The organism is Thermus altitudinis (genome assembly GCF_022760835.1).
GTDB lineage: Bacteria > Deinococcota > Deinococci > Deinococcales > Thermaceae > Thermus > Thermus altitudinis.
In genome coordinates, this window is the sequence record NZ_JAKTNQ010000010.1 from 16,702 (window position 1) to 36,531 (window position 19,830).

Genomic DNA, 19,830 nt, shown 5'->3' on the forward strand with positions numbered 1-19,830 from the left:
TTAGGTGAGGGAAGAGATGAAAAAACGCGCGTGGTTCATTGCAGGGCTCGGGGTGGTCCTGGCCCTGGTATACGCTCAGCTTCCAAGGCCCCAGGCGGAAAACCTCCTGCAAAACCCCAACGGCCAGGCCCTGTTGGAGGTCTACCAAAGGATCCAACAGGACTACCTGGAGAACCTCCCCCGCGATAAGCTCAACGCCCTCCTGGAAGGGGCCATCGGGGGCATGGTCTCCGCCCTTAAGGACCCCTTTACCAGCTACTCTCCCCCCCAGCGGGCCAGCGTCCGCCAGGAGGATCTAAGGGGCGAGTTCTTCGGCATAGGGGCCACCCTCTCCCCCGCCAATCCCGACGGCACCGGGGCCAAGATTGAAGGGGTGATGAAGGGCCTGCCTGCCCAGCGGGCGGGGATGCGGGCCGGGGATGTGATCCTCGAGGTGGACGGAGAGGACGTCACGGGTCTTCCCCTTTTGGAGGTGGTGGCCCGGATCCGGGGCCGGGAGGGAACCAAGGTCACCATCAAGGTGCGCCGGGAAGGGACCCCCGCCCCCCTGGTTTTTGAGCTCATCCGGGAAAAGGTGGAGATCATCTCGGTTTCCACGGGCAGGATCGGGGACGTGGGCTATGTGGCCCTGGAGACCTTCGGCAACTTCAAGGTAGAGGACCAGCTTAAGAAGGCCATAGACGGGCTCAAGGCCCAGGGCATCAGGAAGCTCATCTTTGACCTCCGGGATAACGGGGGCGGCCTCCTGGACCAGGGGTGTGCGGTGGCCAGCGCCTTCTTGAAGGAAGGCCCCATCGTCTACACCCGCACCAAGAACCTCACCCGGGTCTGGTGCGAGGCCTCGGGGAAACCCCTTTGGGATGGGCCCATGGTGGTCCTGGTGAACGGGAACTCGGCTTCCGCCAGCGAGATCGTGGCCGGGGCCCTGCAGGACTACGGCCGGGCCAAGGTTATCGGGGAAAAGACCTTCGGCAAGGGCGTGGGCCAGACCCCCTACACCCTGGCCAACGGCGGTGAGCTCACCCTGGTCACCTTTGAGTGGCTCACCCCTAAGCGCCGGGCCATTAACAAGGAGGGGCTGAAGCCCGACATAGAGGTCAAGGACACGCGTTTCCCCACCCCCTTCTCCCTGCAAGGGGCCGGGGCGCCTCCCGGGGCTGAGGTCACCGTGACCCTAAACGGGAAGACGGTGAAGGTCAAGGCCGATGCCGAGGGCAAGTTCACCTACGCCGAGCCCCAGCGCCAGCGGCCCTTGCCCGAGGAGCGGGGGCAGGCGGTTTTGGACCTGGAAGGGGACGCCATCCTCAAGCGGGCCTTGGAGGAGCTGAACGCCACCCGCTAGCCGGGAAAGGCCAAGGGGCCGGGTTTTCCCCGGCCCCCCTAGACCACCCCACCCTGACAGGCCAAGGTGGAGCCCCACCATCTCCACCCCTCTTGCGCCAAGGGCTATTTCACCAACGCCCCTGGGGGAATCTCCCCCTCCACCGTGACCAGGGCCAGCCTATCCCCCTCGGATGCCGCAAGGATCATCCCCTGGCTCTCCACGCCCCGAAGCCTGGCAGGCTTGAGGTTGGCCACCACCACCACCTTTTTCCCCACCAGGTCCTCGGGGCGGTACCACTGGGCGATGCCGGAAACCACGGTGCGCTCCTCGTTCCCCAGGGAGAGCCTAAGCACCAGGAGTTTATCGGCGTTGGGGTGCTTTTCCGCTGCCACCACCTGGGCCACCCTAAGCTCCACCTTGGCGAAATCCTCCATGCCAATGAAGCGATCCTCCTTTGTGCCCTCCATTTTGCCTCCCCCGGCCTCCCCCCTTGGGACTTCCTTTGGAAAGAGAACCCCTGCCTCCTGGGGAAGGGGAAGGGGTTCCGCCAGGCCCCAGCGCTCCGCCTCCTCAAGGCTCACCTCCTCCTTCAGGCCCAAGGCCCGGCGCAGCTCGGCCATCTTGTCCGGCATGGCCGGGGTAAGGAGGATGGAGGCGATCCTCAGGCCCTCCACCACCCGGTAGAGCGCCGCCCTAGCCTCCTTGGGATCCTCCTTGAATAGCTCCCAGGGACGCTTCTCGTTGATGTAGCGGTTTATGGCCTTCACGTAGGCCATGGTCTCCTCGAGGGCCACGTGGAAGCGAAGCTCCCGCACCAGACCCCTGAGGCGTCCCGCAAGGCGCGTGCCCTCCTCCAGCTCCTCCCCAGAAACCGGCTCGGGAATGCGTCCCTCAGCGAAACGAAACAGCATGGCCCGGGTGCGCTGGAGAAGATTGCCCAGGTCGTCGGCCAGATCCGCCTCGTACCTAGCCTTCAAGGCCTCCTCGCTCACCGGTGTATCCTGGCCATAAGGAATCTCCCGCAAAAGGTAATAGCGCACGGCATCCCGGCCGTACTTCTCCGTAAGGGCAAAGGGGTCCACCACGTTCCCCAGGGTTTTGCTCATCTTGCGGCCATCCGGCCCCAGCAGAAACCCTCCCACGTTCAGGTGCCGGTACATGGGAATCCCCGCCGCTTTCAGCATGGTGGGCCAGAAGACCGCATGGGGCTTCAGGATGTCCTTGCCGATCAGGTGCCAGGCCTGGGGCCAGAAGGTGGCGTAGCGGGGGTCCTCGGGGTAGCCCAGGGCGGAAACGTAGTTGAGGAGGGCGTCAAACCACACGTAGGTCACGTGGGCCTCATCCCAGGGCAGGGGGATGCCCCAAGGTACGCGGGCCTTGGGCCGGGAGATGGAGAGATCCCCGATGGGCTCGGAGAGCATGGAAAGCACCTCGTTCCGGTACCCCTCGGGCCGGATGAGGTCGGGGTGGGTCTGGAGGTAGTCAATGAGCCACTCCCGGTACTTCTCCATGCGGAAGAAGTAGTTCCCTTCCCGTCTCCGCTCCACGGGGCGGGCGTGGATGGGGCAAAAATCCCCTTGAAGCTCCTTTTCCGTGTAGAAGCGCTCGCAGCTTACGCAGTAAAGCCCCTCGTACTCCCCGTAGTAGATGTCCCCCGCCTCGTAGACCTTCTGTAAGACCCGCTGCACCACCCGCTTATGCCGCTCCTCCGTGGTACGGATGAAATCGTCGTAGGCGATGCCCAAAAGCTCCCAAGCCTTGCGGAAGCGCTGGGAGACCCGGTCCACAAAGGCCTGGGGCTCCTCCCCCGCCTTCAGGGCCGCCCGGTAGACGGTTTCCCCGTGCTCGTCGGTGCCGGTGAGGAAAAAGGTCCGGTATCCATCCAACCGGTGCCAGCGGGCCAGGAAGTCCGCCACCACGGTGGTGTAGGCGTGGCCCAGGTGGGGTTCCGCATTCACGTAGTAGATGGGGGTGGTGATGTAAAAAACCTTTTCCATCCCTCCTCCAAGAAAAACCGGGGCATGCGCCCCGGGCGGGAAAGGCTTCCCCGCCCTAGGGGTGAGGCATCCCCTTCATGGCCATGATTCTACACCGGCGCCCAGTCCCGGCACAAAATCCATCCCCCAAACCGGAGACCACCTAGAAGGCCGGGCCTTAAGGCACCAGTTCCTCTATCCCCATGGGCCCCGCCACCAGGGCCCGGGTGGCCAAGCCCACGAAAAGACCCGTCTCCACCACCCCCGGAATCTCCAGAAGGGCCCTATGGAGGCCCCCGGGGTCCCCGATGGGACCAAAGCGCACATCGGCGATCAAGTGCCCCCCGTCGGTAAAGTAAAACTCATCCCCGTCCATCCTTAGCTCTGGCTCCCCGCCCATGGCGCGGATGGCCTTCAAGGTGGCCAGATGGCCAAAGGGCACGATCTCCACCGGCACCACCCCCCGGCCCAGCACGGGCACCTTCTTGGTGTGGTCGGCGATCACGATAAACTCCTTGGCGTTGCTCTCCACAATCTTCTCCCGCAAGAGAGCCCCGCCCAGGCCCTTGATCAGGGAAAGGTCCGGGGCGATCTCATCGGCCCCGTCTATGGCCAGGTCCACCCCTTCTGGCGGCAGCTCCACCACGCGAATCCCTTCCCGCAGGGCCAGGTCCTTAGTGGCCTCCGAGGTGGGAACCCCTACCACTTCCCTAAGCTCCCCCTCCCTAAGCCGCCGGGCCAGCTCCAAAACGGCATACCGGGCCGTGGACCCCGTGCCCAGGCCCACCACCATGCCATCTTGGACATACGCCACCGCGGCGTGGGCCGCCTCCTTCTTGTAGGATTCCAAGGGTCTTTCCATGGCTAAAACCCCCGCAACCTCCGCAAGGCCTCGGCCACCTCCTCGGCGTGCCCCTCCGGGGAGACCTTTTTCCACACCTTGGCGATGCGCCCTTCGGGGTCTATCAGGAAGGTCTGGCGCAACACCCCTTCGTACTCCTTGCCATAAAGGTTCTTTTTCCCCCAGGCCCCATAGGCCAGGATGGCTTGCCGCTCGGGGTCAGCAAGAAGGGGAAAGTTCAGACCGTACTTCTCGGCAAAACGCCTGTGGCTTTCCACATCGTCCGCAGAAACCCCTAGGACCACGGCTCCCAGTTCCTGCAAATCCCCCATACGGTCGCGGAAGCCGCAGGCCTCCTTGGTGCACCCGGGGGTATCGTCCTTGGGATAGAAGTAGAGAACCACCCACCTCCCCCGGTAATCGGAAAGCCGGTGAATCCGCCCCTCTTGGTCCGGCAGGGCGAAGTCGGGCGCCACGGTTCCGAGCTCCATGAGGGCATCTTACCCCAACCCCCCCGGCCGCCAATAAGGGGGCGCTAAAGTTTATAGCCGAAGCGGCGGAGGAGGTCCTTGCGCCAGGCCACCTCGGCCTCGTCCTCCACCCCCAGGGGTTTGAAGCCATCCATAACCCCCAGGATGGCCCTCTGCTCCCCCTCCTCCGCCACCACCACCTGGAGGGGGTTGGCGGTGGCGGCAAAGATGCGCACCACCTCAGGGCAAGCCTTCACCGCGTGGAGCACGTTGATGGGATAAAACCCCTCACCCAACACGATGAGGAAGGTGTGCCCTGCCGCCAGGTTGAGGATATTCCGCACCGCCAGCTGGGTGAGCTCGGGATCCGTGCCGGAACGCCGCACCAGGCGCTTGCCGCTGGCCTCGGAGAAGGCAAGGCCGAACTTGATACCCGGCACGGCGGTCACCAAGGCCTCGTGGAGGTCCTCCACCGTCTTGATGAAGTGGGCTTGGCCCAGGATGACGTTCAGGTTCTCCGGCTTCTCAATGGGAATGAGCTTGAGTTCCATGCCCCTATTTTATCCGTGGCCCAAGACCCAACCCCAGGGGGTCCGAAGGGTGTAGCATGGGTCCCATGGATGTTCTGGAAAAGGCCGTAGGGGGAGAGAGGCTTACCGAAAGCGAGGTGCTCTCCCTTTTTGACCTTCCCTTACCTGAGCTGGCCGCCGCCGCTCACGAGGTGCGCCTTCAGAAAACCCATCCAGAGGTGGTGACCTTTCTCATAGACCGCAACATCAACTACACCAACGTCTGCACGGTGGGTTGCGCCTTTTGCGCCTTTTACCGCACCCGGCGGCAGAAGGATGCCTACACCCTCACCTACGAAGCCATCGCCGAGAAGGTAGAGGAACTCTACCAGGTGGGGGGGAGGCGCATCCTGATGCAAGGGGGGGTGAACCCCGAGCTTCCCTTGGAGTGGTACCTGGACCTTCTCCGCTACCTCAAGAACCGCTTCCCCGACCTGCGCATCGACGCCTTCAGCCCCGAGGAGATTCTGGGCTTGGAAAGGCTCACCGGGCTTCGGGCCGAGGTTATCTTGGAAAGGCTCATGGAAGCGGGGCTGGATGGGATGCCGGGGGCCGGGGCGGAGATCCTGGTGGACGAGGTGCGGCAAAAGGCCGCTCCCGCCCGCATCAAGACCGCGGACTGGTACCGCATCGTGGATGCCGCCCAGGCCTTGGGGCTTTACACCCTGGCCAGCATGGTGATCGGCTTTGGGGAAGGGCCAAGGGAGCGCACCGCCCACCTGCTGGGCCTAAGGGCCCAGCAGGACAAGGCCCGGGAAAAGTACCAAAACGGCTTTGCCGCCTTTGCCCTTTGGACCTTGCAGGTGGAGCACACCCGGCTTAAGGGCAAGGCCCCGGGGGCCACCGCCCACGAGTACCTGAAAACCCTGGCCATCGCCCGGCTCACCCTGGACAACTTCGCCCACCTCCAAGCCTCCTGGCCCACCCTGGGGTTCAAGGTGGCCCAGGCCGCCCTTTACTACGGGGCCGACGATTTTGGCAGCACCATGCTGGAGGAAAACGTGGTCTCGGCGGCCGGGGGGCACGGGCGTACCCACGCCACGGTGCGGGAAATAGTGCGCCAGATCGTGGATGCGGGTTTCAGGCCTGCGGAGCGGGATCCCCTCTACCGCATCCTGCGGTATCCAGACCCCAAGGCCCTCCTGGAAGAGGGCCTGGAGCTCCCCTTGGCCTAAGCGGGTTCCTTTTGCAAAAGCCCTTGGCGGATCTCCTCGAGGAGAGGGGCCAGGGGCCGGCCTCCCTCCAGGGCCCGCACCAAGGCGCTTCCCACCACCACCCCATCGGCCACCGCCGCCTGGGCTGCGGTTTCCCTTCCCGAAACCCCAAAGCCCACCGCCACGGGCAAGGAGGTCCTGGCCCTGATGCGCCGCACCAGGTCCCGCACCTCCTCGGGCAGGCGCTCCCGCTCCCCGGTGACCCCGGTGACGGAGACCGCGTAGATGAAGCCCGTGGCGTAGCCCACCACGGTTTCCACCCGCCGGTCCGTGGAGGTGGGGGCCAGGAGAAACACCGTTTCCAAGCCGATCTCCTGGGCCAGGCGCACCAGGGCCGGGTCCTCGTCCGGGGGGAGGTCCGGCAAGATGACCCCCGTGGCCCCCGCCTGCTTGAAAAGGCTAAAAAACCGTTCCGGACCCCAGGCTAAGACGGGGTTCAGGTAGGTCATGAGGAAAAGGGGCCTTTCCGTGAGGGCCCGCACCTCCCGGAAGAGTTCCAGAACCCCCTGGACGCTCATCCCCTTCCTTAAGGCCTCCTCGCTGGCCCTTTGGATCACCGGACCATCCCCCAAGGGATCGGAGTAGGGCAGGCCGATCTCCAAGAGGTCGGCGTAGGGCAATACCTCCTTCACCGCCTGCAAGAACCCTTCCCGGCTGGGAAAGCCTGCGGTAAGGTAAGGGATCAAAGCGGCCCGCCCCTCGGCCTTGGCCCGGGCAAAGGCTTCCCGCGTGGTCATAGCTCCCCTCCCAGAAGGCGCATCACCTCGGTCACGTCCTTGTCCCCCCGGCCCGAAAGGTTGATGACCACGATCTGGTCCCTATCCATCTCCGGCACCACTTTGGCCGCGTGGGCGATGGCATGGGCGGACTCCAAGGCAGGGATGATCCCCTCCAGGCGGGCCAGGAGTTTGAACCCCTCGAGGGCCTCCTCGTCCGTCACTCCGGCGTACTCGGCGATGCCCTGGTCGGCGTAGTAGCTGTGCTCGGGCCCCACTCCTGGGTAATCCAGCCCCGCAGAAACCGAGTGGGCCGGGGTGATCTGGCCGTCGTGGTCGTAAAGGAGGTACATGTAGCTCCCGTGCAACACCCCCCGCTTCCCCGCCCCGATGCTGGCGGCGTGCCTACCGCTGGAAAGCCCTTCCCCGGCAGCCTCCACCCCGATGAGCCGGGGACGCTCCTTCGGCGGTAAATAAGCGAAGGGGGCAAAAAGGCCAATGGCGTTGGACCCCCCACCCACGGCGGCGATGAGGGCATCGGGGTAGCGGCCGAACATCCTCAGGCTCTCTTCCTTCACCTCCTCCCCGATGACGCTTTGGAACTCCCGCACCATCATGGGGTAGGGGTGGGGGCCCACCACCGAGCCCAGGATGTAGAAGGTGGTGCGCACATGGGTGAGCCAGTCGCGGATGGCCTCGTTGGTGGCGTCCTTAAGGGTGCGGCTTCCCGCCGCCACCGGGCGCACCTCGGCCCCCAGAAGCTTCATGCGGAACACGTTTAGGGCCTGGCGCCGTACGTCCTCCTCCCCCATATAGACCACGCATTCCAAGCCGAAAAGGGCCGCCACCGTGGCCACGGAAACCCCGTGCTGCCCGGCCCCGGTTTCCGCTATCACCCGCCTTTTGCCCATGCGCCGGGCCAGGAGGGCCTGGCCCAGGGTGTTGTTGATCTTATGGGCCCCGGTGTGCAGGAGGTCCTCCCGCTTTAGGTACACCTGGGCCCCGCCCCAGTATTGGGAAAGCCTCTTGGCGTGGTAAAGGGGGGTAGGCCGGCCGGCAAAGGTCCTGAGGTAGTGCTCCAGCTCCGCCAAAAAAGCGGGGTCCTTCTTGGCCTCCTTGTAGGCGGCCTCCACCTCCTCGAGGGCCGGAATCAGGGTTTCGGGAACGTACCTTCCTCCATAGGGACCAAACCGTCCCCGCTCATCCGGTAAAGGAAAATCAGGCAACCTCAACATCTCCACTCCAGAAAGGGGCCACCAAGCCCCAAAAGCCCATCCATCCTACAAGCCGCTGGCCCAAGAGGCCAAGTACGGGCTTCGCCCGTGACCAAGGCCTATAGCGGCCATGCCGCCACTTGTAGGCCAAGGGGGTGCGAACCCCGCATAGGCTTAGGGTAGACCCCTTTGGGCCAAAGGGCAAGGGGACGGAGTAAACTTCGGAGGATGGAGATCCCCGTTTTGGACAAGGGCTTCGTCCGCCTGGTGGAGGCGATGGGGAACGACGCCGCCATCGTCCAGGCGGCCAGGGTTTCCTACGGTCCGGGCACCAAGACCCTGCGGGAGGATGCCGCCCTCATCGACTACCTCATGCGCCACCGCCACACCAGCCCCTTTGAGATGGTGGAGTTCAAGTTCCACGTCAAGGCCCCCATCTTCGTGGTGCGCCAGTGGTTCCGCCACCGCACCGCCAGCGTCAACGAGATCTCTGGGCGCTATTCCGTGTTGCAGGAGGAGTTCTACGAGCCCAAGGCCTGGCGCCACCAGGCCAGGCGGAATAAGCAGGGCTCGGAAGGGGCTTTCACCGACGAGGAAGCCTCCCGCCTTCTAAAGAGGGTGGAGAGGGAGGCCTACCAGGCCTACCAGACCCTCCTGGAAAAGGGCATCGCCCGGGAGATGGCCCGGATGGTCCTCCCCTTAAACCTGTACACGGAGTTTTACTGGAAGCAGGACCTGCACAACCTCTTCCACTTCCTGGCCCTCCGCCTAGATCCCCATGCCCAGTGGGAGATCCGGCAGTACGCCAAGGCCATCGCGGAGATCGTCAAGGCCCACGTGCCCCTGGCCTGGGGGAGTTTTGAGGAACACGTGCTAAAGGGAGCCCATCTCTCCCAGACGGAGCTTAGGGCCTTACAGGGGCTTCTCACCCCCGAGCTTTATGAGAAGGCCCTACGGGAGCTGGGGCTTTCCGGGAGTCGGGTGGAAGAGGCCTTAAGCAAGCTCTTCCCCCCGGAACCCACCTAGGCCAAGAGGGCCTCCCGGCCTTTCCCTGTGCGCGCCTCTATGAGTCGGTAGAGTTCTTCCTCCGTGAGGGTGGGCACCCCCAAGGCCCTCGCCTTTTCCAGCTTGCTCCCTGGGGCCTCCCCCACCACCAGGTAGCTGGTTTTGCGGCTCACGGAATCCGTCACCTTGGCCCCTAAGCGCCTCAAGAGGGCCTTCACCTCCTCCCGGGGGCGGGAAAGCTCCCCGGTGATGACGAAGGTGAGGCCCTTTAGGGCCTCCCCCCCCCGTTCCTTGGCCTCCATCTCCACCCCGGCCTCCTTCAGGCGCCTCACCAGGTCCCGGAAGGCGGGGTCCTGCAGGGTTTCGTAAATGCCCCGGGCGGTGAGCTCCCCCACCTCCTCCACCTGGAGGAGTTCCTCCGGTGTGGCCTCGAGGAGCCGGTCCATGGTACCGAAGCGGGCTGCCAGGTTGCGGGCCAACACCTCCCCCACCCCCGGCAGGCCCAAGGCGTAGAGGAGGCGCTCCAGACCCCGGCCCTTGCTCTCCTCAATCTGGCGGAGGAGGTTCCCTGCGCTCTTCTTCCCCATGCGTTCCAGGCCCACCAGGTCCTCCTCCCTAAGCCGGTACAGGTCGGCCACATCCTTCACCAATCCCGCTTCTAGGAGCTTCTCAATGAGCTTTTCCCCCAGGCCCCCGATGTCCATGGCCTTGCGGGAGGCGTAGTGGCGGATGGCCTCAAAGCGCTTGGCGGGGCACAAGGGGTTGGGACAGCGGTGGACCTTGCCCTCCTTCAGCAAACGATGGCCGCACTCGGGGCAGGTTTCTGGCCAGCGGATGGGCTTCTCCTCCCCCGTCCTCCTCTCCTTCAGGACCCTCAGGACCTCGGGGATCACCCCCCCCGCCTTGTGCACCAAGACCCAGTCCCCGATGCGCACGTCCAGCTCTTCAATGTAACTTTCGTTATGGAGGGTAACCCGGCTCACCTCGCTCCCCTCTAGCAAAACCGGCTCCAAGACGCCCACCGGCGTGACCCTACCCGTGCGCCCCACCTGGAAGACCACCTGCAGCAAGCGGGTTTCCTTCTCTTCTGCGGGGAACTTGTAGGCGATGGCAAACCGCGGGGCCCGGGCGGTGTAGCCCAGCTCCCGCCAGAGGGAAAGGTCATCCAGTTTCACCACCACCCCATCCGCCTCAAAGGGTAGGCTCCGCCGCTCCCTCAACCAGGCCTGGTAAACCCTCTCCACCCCCTCTACACCTTGGACCCGGGTGAAGCCGTGCTCCACGGGGAAGCCCTTCTCCTTTAGCCAATGGAGAAGCTCAAACTGGGTTTTGCTCCCGCTTTCCTCCAGGCCAAGCCCCAGGGCGTAGAAGGTGGCCCTAAGGCCCCTCTTGGCGGTGATCCGGGGATCCTTCTGCCTAAGGGAGCCGGCGGCGGCGTTCCGGGGGTTTTTGAAGATCCGCTCCCCCTTTTCTTCCAGCTCCTCGTTCAGGCGCAGGAAGGCCTCTATGGGCAAGTACACCTCCCCCCGGACCTCGAGGCGCTCCGGCACCCCCTTAAGCCTCCGGGGAATGGTGGGAATGGTGAGGAGGTTCTGGGTCACCTCCTCCCCCGTCTCCCCATCCCCCCGGGTGGCCCCATAGACCAAAACCCCTTCCTCGTAGTAGAGGTTCACGGAAAGCCCGTCCACCTTGTGCTCCACCGTGTAGACGAAAGGCCCCTTCCTTCCCAAGGCCCGCTCCACCCGCTCCTCAAAGGCCCGGACCTCCTCCAGGGAGAAGGCGTTATCCAGGGAGTACATGCGGCTTGGGTGGCGGATGGGGCGGAAGGTGGCCTCCAGATAACCCAACGGCTGACCAAAGGGTTTCGCCCCCACCTGCTCCGTGGGGGAGTCGGGGCTTTTGAGCTCAGGAAAGCGCTCCTCCAGCTCCTTCAGCTCCCTAAGAAGCCGGTCGTACTCGGCATCGGAGATCTCGGGGGAGTCCAGGACGTAGTAGCGGTAGTTGTGGTAGCGGATCAGGTCCCGTAGCTCATTGATGCGCTTGCGGGCTTCCTCCAGGGTCATGCCTTGAGTTTACCCAACCCGGTATAATGCCCTACGGCGAAACGCCGTAGGAGGTGGCAGATGAAACGTATCGTAACCCTTTTGGCAGTATTGGCCCTGGGCCTAAGCCTGGCCCAAGTCCGCGTGGGCATCGCCTTTGACGCTGGGGGTAAGTTTGACCGCTCCTTCAACCAGTCCGCCTGGGAAGGGGCGCAGAAGGCGGCCAAGGATTTCGGGGTCAAGCTCTTTGACTTTGAGCCCGCCGACCCCTCCCAGGTGGGCCAGGGCATCCGCACCTTCGCCGAGGAGGGCTTTGACCTGGTGATCGGGGTGGGCTTCGCCAACGAGCCGGCCATCACCGCCACCGCCAAGGAGTTCCCCAAGGTGAACTTCGCGGTGATTGACGCCGTCCCCGGCGAGGGCAAACTGGCCAACGCCGTGGGCCTGGTCTTCCGGGAGCACGAGGGGAGCTTCCTGGTGGGCTACATCGCCGGCAAGATGACCCGCACCGGGGTGGTGGGCTTCATCGGCGGCATGGACATCCCCCTCATCCACAAGTTTGAGGCGGGCTTCCGCGCCGGGGCGGAGTACGCCTTCAAGGAGGACAAGATCCAGGGCAAGGTCCTGGTGGGCTATGTGGGCAACACCCCCGCCGCCTGGAACGACCCCGCCAAGGCCAAGGAGATCGCCGCCAGCCAGGTGCGCCAGGGGGCGGACATCATCTACGCCGCCGCCGGTGGCTCGGGCCTGGGCCTCATCGACTACGTGAAGCAGGCCAAGTGCCTCAAGGAGGGCGGGGCCATCCGCTTTGTGCGCAAGGCCGACCCCTACGCCAAGGTGCCCAAGTACGCCGATTACACCAAGACCTGTGGCACCGACGGCACCAAGGCCACGCCCCTCTTCTTCATCGGGGTGGACGCCAACCAGAACTACCTGGGGGACACCGACAATAACCCCAGCACCCTGAACCACGGCCTCACCTCCATGATGAAGCGGGTGGACGTGGCCACCTACGAGGTCATCAAGAGCGTGGTGCAGAAGGCCTTTAAGGGTGGGGTGCGGGAGTTCGGCCTGGCCAACAACGGGGTGGGGTACGCCCTGGACGAGTACAACAAGGCCCTGATCCCGGCCGCCGTGGTCAGCAAGCTGGAGGTCTTGAAGCAGCAGATCATCAAGGGCCAGCTTAAGGTGCCCGAAAAACGCTAGAAAGGCGGGCTCAGCAAAAGGCCGGGAACCTCCCGGCCTTTTTGTATACTCCGGGCGTGGAGGTCGGCGGAACCACCTCAAAGGCCCTGGTCCTAAAGGACATCACCAAGCGCTTCCCCCTGGTCCTGGCCAACGATCGCATCAGCCTGGACCTGAACTGGGGCGAGGTCCTGGCCCTGGTGGGGGAAAACGGGGCGGGTAAATCCACCTTGATGAAGATCGTCTACGGCCTTCAGCCCCCGGACAAAGGGGAGATGTGGGTGGATGGCCAGCCCTACCGGCCCAAAAGCCCCCTGGACGCCATCGCCCACGGGATCGGCATGGTGCACCAGCACTTCATGCTGGTGGAACCCTTTACCGTGCTGGAAAACCTGGTGTTGGGCCTCGAGCCGGGAAACCCCCTCTACCTCAACCTAGAGGAGGCCCGGAAGCGGGCCACCGCCCTCATGGCGGAACTGGGCTTCCAGGTGCCCCTGGACGAGCGCATTGAGAACCTTCCCGTGGGCCTGCAGCAACGGGTGGAGATCCTCAAGGCCCTTTACCGCCAGGCCAAGATCCTCATCCTGGACGAGCCCACCGCCGTCCTAACCCCCCAGGAGGCCGAGGAGCTTTTCCGCTTCCTAAGGGCCTACGTGGCCAAGGGGAACGCCGCCATCTTCATCAGCCACAAGCTGAAGGAGGTGCTTGCCGTGTCCGACCGGGTCACGGTGATCCGGGACGGCAAAGTGGTGGGCACGGTGAGGACCCCCGAGACCTCCTTGGAGGAACTGGCCCGGATGATGGTGGGCCGGGAAGTGGTCTTGAGGGTGGAAAAGGGCCCCGCCAAGCCCGGGGAAGTGGTGCTGGAGGTGGAGGGCCTCGAGGCGCCCCCAAGGCTAAGGGGGGTAAGCTTCTCCGTGCGGGCTGGGGAGATCGTGGGCATCGCCGGGGTGGAGGGCAATGGCCAGACGGAGCTGGTGGAGGCCCTGGTGGGCCTGCGCAAGTACCGGGGCACGGTGCGCTACCTGGGCCACCCCCTTCCCCACCAGGCCCTACGGGTGCGGGAAGCGGGGGTGAGCCATATCCCAGAGGACCGGCTTGCCCGGGGTTTGGTCCTGGACTTTTCCGTCCGGGAAAACGCCATCCTGGGAGATCAGCGCCGCCCCCCCTTCCGGGGCTTCCTGGGCTTCCTGGATGGGAAGGCCATGGAACGCCATGCCAGGGCCCTGGTGGAAACCTTTGATGTCCGCCCTCGCTCCACGGAACTCTCCGCCCGGCGCTTCTCCGGGGGAAACCAGCAAAAGATCGTGGTGGGTAGGGAGCTTTTGCGGGGGCCCCGCCTCCTCATCGCCGCCCAGCCCACCCGGGGCGTGGACGTGGGGGCCATAGAGTTCATCCACCAGCGCCTGGTAGAGGCCCGCGACCAGGGCCTGGCGGTGCTTTTGGTTTCCGCGGATCTTTCCGAGGTAATCAGCCTGTCGGACCGGATCCTGGTCATGTACGAGGGGCGGATCGTGGGCGAGCTCACCCCCGAGGAGGCCAGGGAAGAGCGCCTGGGCCTCTTGATGGCCGGCGTACCCGCCTAATCGCTCCGAAACTCCCCTTTGACCTGGCCTAGGACCACCACCTCCCCGGTCCTTAAGGCGTAGCGCACCCTTTCCCCCCGCACCAGGCCCTTCTCGTCCCGGCTCTCCACCCCACCAAAGAGGTAGGCGTACCCCTCCTTCTCCCTGAAAAGGGCCTTATCCGCCTTGGTGGTCCTTCCTCCTTGGGTAAACTCCACCCCCCCGAGAAGCCAGAGCCGATCCTCATCCAAGAGGTAACGGAGGGAGCCCGCCCTGCCCACAAGGGGCTTTTCCCCTTCTCGGCGTACCTCCAGGGGTCCTTCCAAAAGGGCCTCTCCGGTATGGTTTTGGTAGCGAAGTCTTTGCCCTGTTACCCGCACCTGCCCTTGGGCCACCTCCACCTTCCCCGGAGCCGGTTTTACCTCCAGCCGGCCTCCCTCCTCCAGGTAGCGGGCCTCCCCTCCAGAGAGGAAAAGCTCCTCCACCCCACCCCGCTCCACCACCGCCAGGGGCCCCCTAGCCTCCACCTCCTCCCCCAGGCGCACCGCCACCTCCTTTGGGTCAAAGAGGACCAGGCGCAGGTAGCGCGCCGCCTTCTCCTCGCTGGCCTTGCGTAAACGCATGAGGTAGGGTAGGCCATCCTGTTCCCAGTCCGGGTTAAAGGCCACCTCCACCTTCTGCCCCACCTCCAGGCCTTCCTCCACGGCGCTACCCGCATCCAGAAAAAAGGCCCGTCCCCCCACCTGCGCCCTCTCCCGGGAAAGGGCCTCGAGGTCCCCTACCCAGATATCCCCGTAATCGGCATAGAAAAGGCTTCCTTCCTCCCCGCTGACCCAGGCCACCACCCTCTTATCCTTGCGGACCAGTTCCACCTCCGGGCGGTAGACTTCCTGGGCCAGCGTACAAAGGGCGAGCCCCAGAAAGAGGAAAGAAGCCCATCTCACCGCCTATTTCTCCGAAAGCTTACGAAACTCCTCCACCGGCAGTCGGAAGGCCTTGCCGTACACCCGCACCTGGTGGCGGTTGACATTGTGTTGCAGGGTGCTCCCCGAAAGCTTGAAGCCCTCCTTCTTGTTCTCGCTCACCGCCGGCCTCCCTAGGACGATGGCTTCCCCGGTGTTGTCATCATAGTAAAGGCTATCCCCGGTGGTGACCAGATCCCCATCCTGCAGCCTCACCCCCCCGGTGGCGATGAGCTTCTTGGGGCCGGTGAGGCTTCGCACCTCCTTAGCCCGGATCACCAGGTCCCCATCCTTGCGCTTACGGGTGAGGACCACCTCCTTGGGATCGGTGAACACCGCCAGGCCCTTTTCCTCCTCGTAATAGACGAAACCCGCCCGGCCCTCCTGGTTGCCGCTTTGGAGAAGGGCATTTTCGCTGGTGGAGGTGTCCGTATCCACCTGGAAGGCCATGCGGCTGGCCTCCACCTCCACCGGGTCCTCCCCCGGTTTGGGCTCTTGGCGCATGCGGGCCGGGCCCAGAAGCTCCCCTTCCCCCGTCTTTTCCCGGTAGACCAGGAGGGGCCCTCTGGCCTCCACCCGGCCCCGGCGCACCACCACCCCGCCCTCAAAGCGGGCCTCCCGCTCCCCTTCCGCCTCCTGCATGGTCTTGCCCTTAGGAGCGGTAAGGGTGGCCTTGGGGGCCCGGATCTCCAGGTCCTTCACCCGGCCCCGCACCTCCCCTTCAAAGGTCCAGGGCCCGTAGCGCAGGTCCCCGGAAAGTCTCCCGCCCTCCACCTGGATGACCCTAACCCCAGAAGCCGCCAAGGCCAAACCCAAAAGCCCAACCCAAAGCCACCTTTTCACGAGCTACCTCCCTCCACGGTACATGGGCCAAAGGCCCCCCCTGCGGGAAACTCAAACCGGGGGCGATCCGCCTCTATGTGTTCCAGAGCGAAATCCGCACGAAAGGCTTCCGCTTCCCCCCGGAGATTGGGAGCCTCAATCCTTACCCAAGGAGCGAAAAAACCCTCTTTTTGACGAATGAGCACCTCCCCCTTGCCCGGAGCGGAGAGGTCCAAGCGGTAGCATCCCCTTAAAATCTCTGCCCGCGCATACGGAGCCCGTAGGTTGTCCCCCGGTTCCACGGCCACCTCGGGGGCAAAGAGGCGGAGGTCCAGCCGCTCCCCCACAAGCCTTTCCCCTCTAAGACCCCCCCGGATGCGGAAAACCCCCCCTTCCTCCACCATTTCCTCCGCGGCAAACCGCCAGACCACGTCCTTTTCCTCAGGGAAAAGGAGGAACTCCACCCCTTCTAGACGCACGCCCCCCTGCGCCACCGGGGGCTTGGGGGAAGGCCGAAGAAGCCAGAGGAGTAAACCCAAGGCCACGGCCAGAACCACCCAGAAGCGAACCACCCTACCACCATACCCAAGGCCCCTTGAGAAAGATGACAAGGGCCCAAGGGGCGGTTTACCCCAAGACGTCCCGGGGGTTACCCCGCACCCGCAGGTTCACCCAGGTCTTGCGCAGGCGCAAAAGCGCCTTCAGGGGACGGTAAAGAGGGGAAAGGGGCAAGGTGTAGGCGGGAAACTGGACGCGCCGGCCTCCAAACCCCTCCTTGAAGCGCCATATCCCCTCGGCATGGCTCCCCTCTGGGGTTCTGGGCACGCCCCAAAGATCGTAGATGCGGTAGCCACGGCCAATGGCGTGGCGGATGGCCGCCAGGTGCATGCCCATGGGAGCCTTGGCCTCGGGGTGAGCGCGGCTGCTTCCCCCATAGAGGTAATCCACCCTGCCGGCAAAGGCCACGAAAAGCCCTGCCGCCAAGGCCTCCCCATCCTTCCGGGCCAGGGCCAAGAAGGCCTCCCCATAGGGCTGGTTCATCTCCCTAAGTACTGCCCGGTAGTAGGCCTCCGCATGTTGCAAAAGCCTGGCCCGGCGGTTGGTCTCCTCAAAGAGGCGGAAGAACTCCGGGAAAGCCTCCTCCCCCTCCACGCCAAGCTCCGTGCGCTTCAGGGCCAGACGGGCGTTGCGGCGGTGCATCTCCTTCATGCCCTTAAGAAGGGCCTCCTCCCCCTGGGTGAGGTCCAGCCAAAGGGAGTAGGCGGGCTGGATGGGCTCTTCCGGTAGCAGGCCGGAAAAACCTGGGGCTGGCTCCTCCGCAGGAAGCCCGGCCTCGGGCTCGAGGACCAGATGCGTCCCCCGCACCCCCTGGGCCAGGGCCTGGGCCACCCGGGGCAGATCCGAAAGGCCAAGGAGGGCTGGCCCCCTGGGGGCGTAGGCCAGGCGTAGCCCCCCAGGCAAGGGCCTTAGGAGGACCTGAGCCGCCCCTAAGGGCCCTTCCTCTCCGTATACTGCCAGGCGCTTAGGCACCCAGCCGGAAAGCCGCTTCACCTCGCCCCAGCCCCAGGACTGCAAGGCGCTGGTGATGGGAAAGCCGGAAACCAGCCGGTTCCAGGCCTCGGGATCGGTGATCTCTACCAGGTCCCCCACCCCTTAAGCGTACAGGGCCTGGGCCAGTTCTTCCAAAAGACCGTTGCCCTCCAGGGGAAGCCGCTTCTCCTTCAGGTAGGCCTCCAGGTGGGAAGCCAGGCGGGGATCCTGCACCCGCGCCGCCCGCTCCTTTAGGGGCAGCAGAGGCCAGCCATAGGCCAGATGCCCTAGAAGGTCGTAGAGGTCATACTCCCCGGGAAGGATGCGCCTCACAAGGGCCTCCGTCCAACCCTTCGCCAGGAGGTTTTGCAGGAGGGCCCGGCGGCTTGCCGTCTTGCGCCAGAGGACCTTAAAGCGGTCCTCCTCCGGAAGGGCACGGCGCAGATGGCTTCCCACCTCCTCGAGGGTCTTCGCCCGTTCCCCTCCGGGCAACAGATACCCCTCCATGCTGAGAAGGCCTTCCACCGCGTCCTTGAGGCGCCGGCCCGAAACGGGCTTCTCCAGGAAGAGATCGGCTCCTAGGGCCCGGCTGGGCCCCTCCAGCTCCTTTCCGCCCCCGGTGAACATGATCACCGGTACCTTGGCCAAGCGCCGCACCGCCCGGATACGCCCAAGAAGGGTGAGGCCATCCATATCCGGCATCATGATGTCCAAAAGGATCAGGTCCGGGGTTTCCCTGCGCAGGTATTCCAGGGCGGCCTTGGCCGAATCCGCCAGCGTCACCTGGTGGCCTGCCCCGGAAAGCAGAAGTTCCAAAAGGTGCCGGATGCGGGGGTCATCGTCCACCACAAGAAGCCGCGCCACAAAGGCCATGCTAAGGGAGACGGCTTTCCCGCGTCTACGGGAAGGAGTACCATGGGGGGCATGAGGATCGCCTTCCAGGGCACGGAGGGAGCCTACAGCGAGGAAGCCCTGCTCAAGGGTTTCCCGGAATCCACCCCCCTTGGCTTTCCCACCTTCCACCAGGTCTTTGAGGCGGTGGAGGCTGGGGAGGCGGACTACGGGGTGGTGCCGGTGGAAAACACCACCGCAGGCAGCATCAACCAGACCTATGACCTTCTTTTGGAAAGCGACCTCCACGTGGTGGGGGAGATCATCCACCGGGTGGAGCACTGCCTTCTTGCCCCTAAGGGTACAGAGCTTAAAGACCTGAAGGCCGTAAAGAGCCACCCCCAGGCCCTGGCCCAATGCGACGGCTTCCTGGCCCGCATGCGCCTGACCCCCATTCCCGTATACGACACCGCCGGGGCAGCCCGGGCCTTAGCGGAACATCCCGAACCGGGCGTGGGGGCTATCGCCAGCCGGCGGGCCGCGGAGCTCTATGGCCTCGAAGTCCTGGCGGAAAACATCGAGGACTATCCCCACAACTACACCCGCTTCTTCATCATCGGGCGGGAGGAGGCTAAAAGGGGAGAAGGCCCCCACAAGACCAGCATTGTCTTTGCCGTGCGCCACAGGCCTGGGGGGCTTTTGGAGGCCCTCACCGTCTTCGCCGAAGCCGGGGTCAACCTTACCAAGCTGGAATCCCGGCCTAGGCGGGATAAGCCCTTCAGCTACCTCTTCTACCTGGACCTGGAGGGCCACCTCGAGGACCCCGGTCCCGCCCATGCCCTCCTAGGCCTTCTCCGGCGGGCCGCTTTCCTAAAGGTGCTGGGCTCCTACCCCGCCCACCGCAACGGCACCTAACCGGGGCGTACGTCCACCACCCGCTCCCCCGCGGCCTTTAGCCGCTCGGGAACCCCCTCCACATCCTCCCCCACCACCCGGAGGACCAGGCGCTGGTACCCATTCAAGTGGGCCGCGGTGGCGATGGAGACGATGTTGGCCGGGGGGACCGCCCGGGCCATCTGGGCCAGGGCCCCGGGCACGTCGGGGATGTCCACGGTGATGCGCAAGCCCCCCATCTTAAGCCCCAACACCTCAATGAAGGCCCTGAGGACATCGGTCACGGTGATGATGCCCACCAGCTTCTCCCCTTCCATCACCGGCAGGCCGCCGATCTTCTTCTCCTCCATCAGGAGGGCCGCCTTCTCCAAAGGCGCATCGGCCTCCACGGTGATGACGGGCTTGGCCATCACCTCCTGCACGGTGAGCTTGGAGAGGAGGTAGTTCATCTCCCAGACCGAAAGGGTGGTGGCCTTGGAGGGCATGGCGTCCTTGAGGTCCTTGTCGGTGACCAGGCCGATGAGTTTACCATCCTTCACCACCGGCAGGCGGCGGAAGCCCTTATGTTTCAAAAGGTTAATGGCTTCCAGCACCGGGGTATCCGGGGCCACGGTGAGGGGGTCCTTGGTCATCCAGTCCCTGACCAGCATGGCTTCACCTCCGGCTCTCA

19 protein-coding genes are annotated in these 19,830 nt (G+C 64.7%); 6 read left to right on the top strand and 13 right to left on the bottom strand.

What is annotated here, in order from left to right:
* Positions 1-16 precede the first annotated feature (16 nt).
* Positions 17-1,342, top strand: coding sequence for a S41 family peptidase (locus L0D16_RS05195; RefSeq protein ID WP_243030382.1), 1,326 nt, complete (start codon positions 17-19; stop codon positions 1,340-1,342).
* Between the two features lie 104 nt (positions 1,343-1,446).
* Here the strand turns inward: L0D16_RS05195 and metG are convergent, their stop codons facing one another.
* From metG to L0D16_RS05215, 4 genes are all read right to left on the bottom strand, one after another.
* Positions 1,447-3,321, bottom strand: a complete 1,875-nt coding sequence (metG, locus tag L0D16_RS05200) for a methionine--tRNA ligase (protein ID WP_243030383.1) — start codon at positions 3,319-3,321, stop codon at positions 1,447-1,449.
* A gap of 157 nt (positions 3,322-3,478) precedes the next feature.
* A complete protein-coding gene (gene rpiA / locus L0D16_RS05205; RefSeq protein WP_243030384.1) occupies positions 3,479-4,162 on the bottom strand; it encodes a ribose-5-phosphate isomerase RpiA in 684 nt (227 codons plus the stop codon).
* A gap of 2 nt (positions 4,163-4,164) precedes the next feature.
* The gene (bcp, locus tag L0D16_RS05210) at positions 4,165-4,632 is read right to left on the bottom strand and encodes a thioredoxin-dependent thiol peroxidase (protein WP_243030385.1); all 468 of its coding nucleotides are present in this window, start codon (positions 4,630-4,632) and stop codon (positions 4,165-4,167) included.
* A gap of 44 nt (positions 4,633-4,676) precedes the next feature.
* The gene (locus tag L0D16_RS05215; RefSeq protein WP_243028193.1) at positions 4,677-5,162 is read right to left on the bottom strand and encodes an adenosine diphosphatase; all 486 of its coding nucleotides are present in this window, start codon (positions 5,160-5,162) and stop codon (positions 4,677-4,679) included.
* A gap of 56 nt (positions 5,163-5,218) precedes the next feature.
* Here L0D16_RS05215 and mqnC point away from each other — a divergent pair, with 56 nt between their 5' ends.
* Positions 5,219-6,355, top strand: a complete 1,137-nt coding sequence (gene mqnC / locus L0D16_RS05220; protein WP_243030386.1) for a cyclic dehypoxanthinyl futalosine synthase — start codon at positions 5,219-5,221, stop codon at positions 6,353-6,355.
* On the opposite strand, the gene trpA is transcribed toward mqnC, so the two are convergent.
* Both trpA and trpB read right to left on the bottom strand, forming a co-directional pair.
* Positions 6,352-7,131, bottom strand: a complete 780-nt coding sequence (gene trpA, locus L0D16_RS05225) for a tryptophan synthase subunit alpha (RefSeq protein WP_243030387.1) — start codon at positions 7,129-7,131, stop codon at positions 6,352-6,354. The genes mqnC and trpA overlap by 4 nt on opposite strands.
* The gene (trpB, locus tag L0D16_RS05230; RefSeq protein ID WP_243030388.1) at positions 7,128-8,345 is read right to left on the bottom strand and encodes a tryptophan synthase subunit beta; all 1,218 of its coding nucleotides are present in this window, start codon (positions 8,343-8,345) and stop codon (positions 7,128-7,130) included. The genes trpA and trpB overlap by 4 nt, the downstream gene beginning before the upstream one ends.
* Positions 8,346-8,552: 207 nt before the next feature.
* Here trpB and thyX point away from each other — a divergent pair, with 207 nt between their 5' ends.
* Positions 8,553-9,350: an FAD-dependent thymidylate synthase gene (gene thyX, locus L0D16_RS05235; protein WP_243030389.1), complete on the top strand. Its 798-nt coding sequence runs from the start codon at positions 8,553-8,555 to the stop codon at positions 9,348-9,350.
* Here the strand turns inward: thyX and ligA are convergent.
* Positions 9,347-11,392, bottom strand: a complete 2,046-nt coding sequence (ligA, locus tag L0D16_RS05240) for an NAD-dependent DNA ligase LigA (RefSeq protein WP_243030390.1) — start codon at positions 11,390-11,392, stop codon at positions 9,347-9,349. The two genes, thyX and ligA, sit on opposite strands and share 4 nt — an antisense overlap.
* 60 nt (positions 11,393-11,452) lie before the next feature.
* On the opposite strand from ligA, the gene L0D16_RS05245 reads away from it, so the two are divergent.
* Positions 11,453-12,577 carry a BMP family lipoprotein gene (locus L0D16_RS05245; protein ID WP_243030391.1) on the top strand — a complete coding sequence of 375 codons (1,125 nt, stop codon included), beginning with the start codon at positions 11,453-11,455 and terminating at the stop codon, positions 12,575-12,577.
* A 56-nt stretch (positions 12,578-12,633) separates the two neighbouring features.
* The gene (locus tag L0D16_RS05250) at positions 12,634-14,142 is read left to right on the top strand and encodes an ABC transporter ATP-binding protein (RefSeq protein ID WP_243030392.1); all 1,509 of its coding nucleotides are present in this window, start codon (positions 12,634-12,636) and stop codon (positions 14,140-14,142) included.
* On the opposite strand, the gene L0D16_RS05255 is transcribed toward L0D16_RS05250, so the two are convergent.
* Genes L0D16_RS05255 through L0D16_RS05275 form a run of 5 tightly spaced genes read right to left on the bottom strand, consistent with a single transcriptional unit; the run spans position 14,139 to position 18,308 of the window.
* Positions 14,139-15,065 (bottom strand): hypothetical protein, encoded by a 927-nt coding sequence (locus L0D16_RS05255; RefSeq protein WP_243030393.1) that lies wholly within the window; start codon positions 15,063-15,065, stop codon positions 14,139-14,141. The genes L0D16_RS05250 and L0D16_RS05255 overlap by 4 nt on opposite strands.
* A gap of 3 nt (positions 15,066-15,068) precedes the next feature.
* Positions 15,069-15,926: an LptA/OstA family protein gene (locus tag L0D16_RS05260; protein ID WP_243030394.1), complete on the bottom strand. Its 858-nt coding sequence runs from the start codon at positions 15,924-15,926 to the stop codon at positions 15,069-15,071.
* Complete coding sequence (locus L0D16_RS05265) at positions 15,923-16,477, bottom strand: hypothetical protein (protein WP_243030395.1); 555 nt, start codon at positions 16,475-16,477, stop codon at positions 15,923-15,925. The genes L0D16_RS05260 and L0D16_RS05265 overlap by 4 nt, the downstream gene beginning before the upstream one ends.
* Positions 16,478-16,532: 55 nt before the next feature.
* A complete protein-coding gene (locus tag L0D16_RS05270; RefSeq protein WP_243030396.1) occupies positions 16,533-17,555 on the bottom strand; it encodes a lipid II:glycine glycyltransferase FemX in 1,023 nt (340 codons plus the stop codon).
* A 3-nt stretch (positions 17,556-17,558) separates the two neighbouring features.
* Positions 17,559-18,308 carry a response regulator gene (locus L0D16_RS05275; protein ID WP_243030397.1) on the bottom strand — a complete coding sequence of 250 codons (750 nt, stop codon included), beginning with the start codon at positions 18,306-18,308 and terminating at the stop codon, positions 17,559-17,561.
* Between the two features lie 51 nt (positions 18,309-18,359).
* Here L0D16_RS05275 and pheA point away from each other — a divergent pair, with 51 nt between their 5' ends.
* Positions 18,360-19,181 (top strand): prephenate dehydratase, encoded by an 822-nt coding sequence (gene pheA, locus L0D16_RS05280; RefSeq protein ID WP_243030398.1) that lies wholly within the window; start codon positions 18,360-18,362, stop codon positions 19,179-19,181.
* Here the strand turns inward: pheA and L0D16_RS05285 are convergent.
* The gene (locus tag L0D16_RS05285; protein WP_243030399.1) at positions 19,178-19,810 is read right to left on the bottom strand and encodes a CBS and ACT domain-containing protein; all 633 of its coding nucleotides are present in this window, start codon (positions 19,808-19,810) and stop codon (positions 19,178-19,180) included. The two genes, pheA and L0D16_RS05285, sit on opposite strands and share 4 nt — an antisense overlap.
* Between the last annotated feature and the right edge of the window lie 20 nt (positions 19,811-19,830).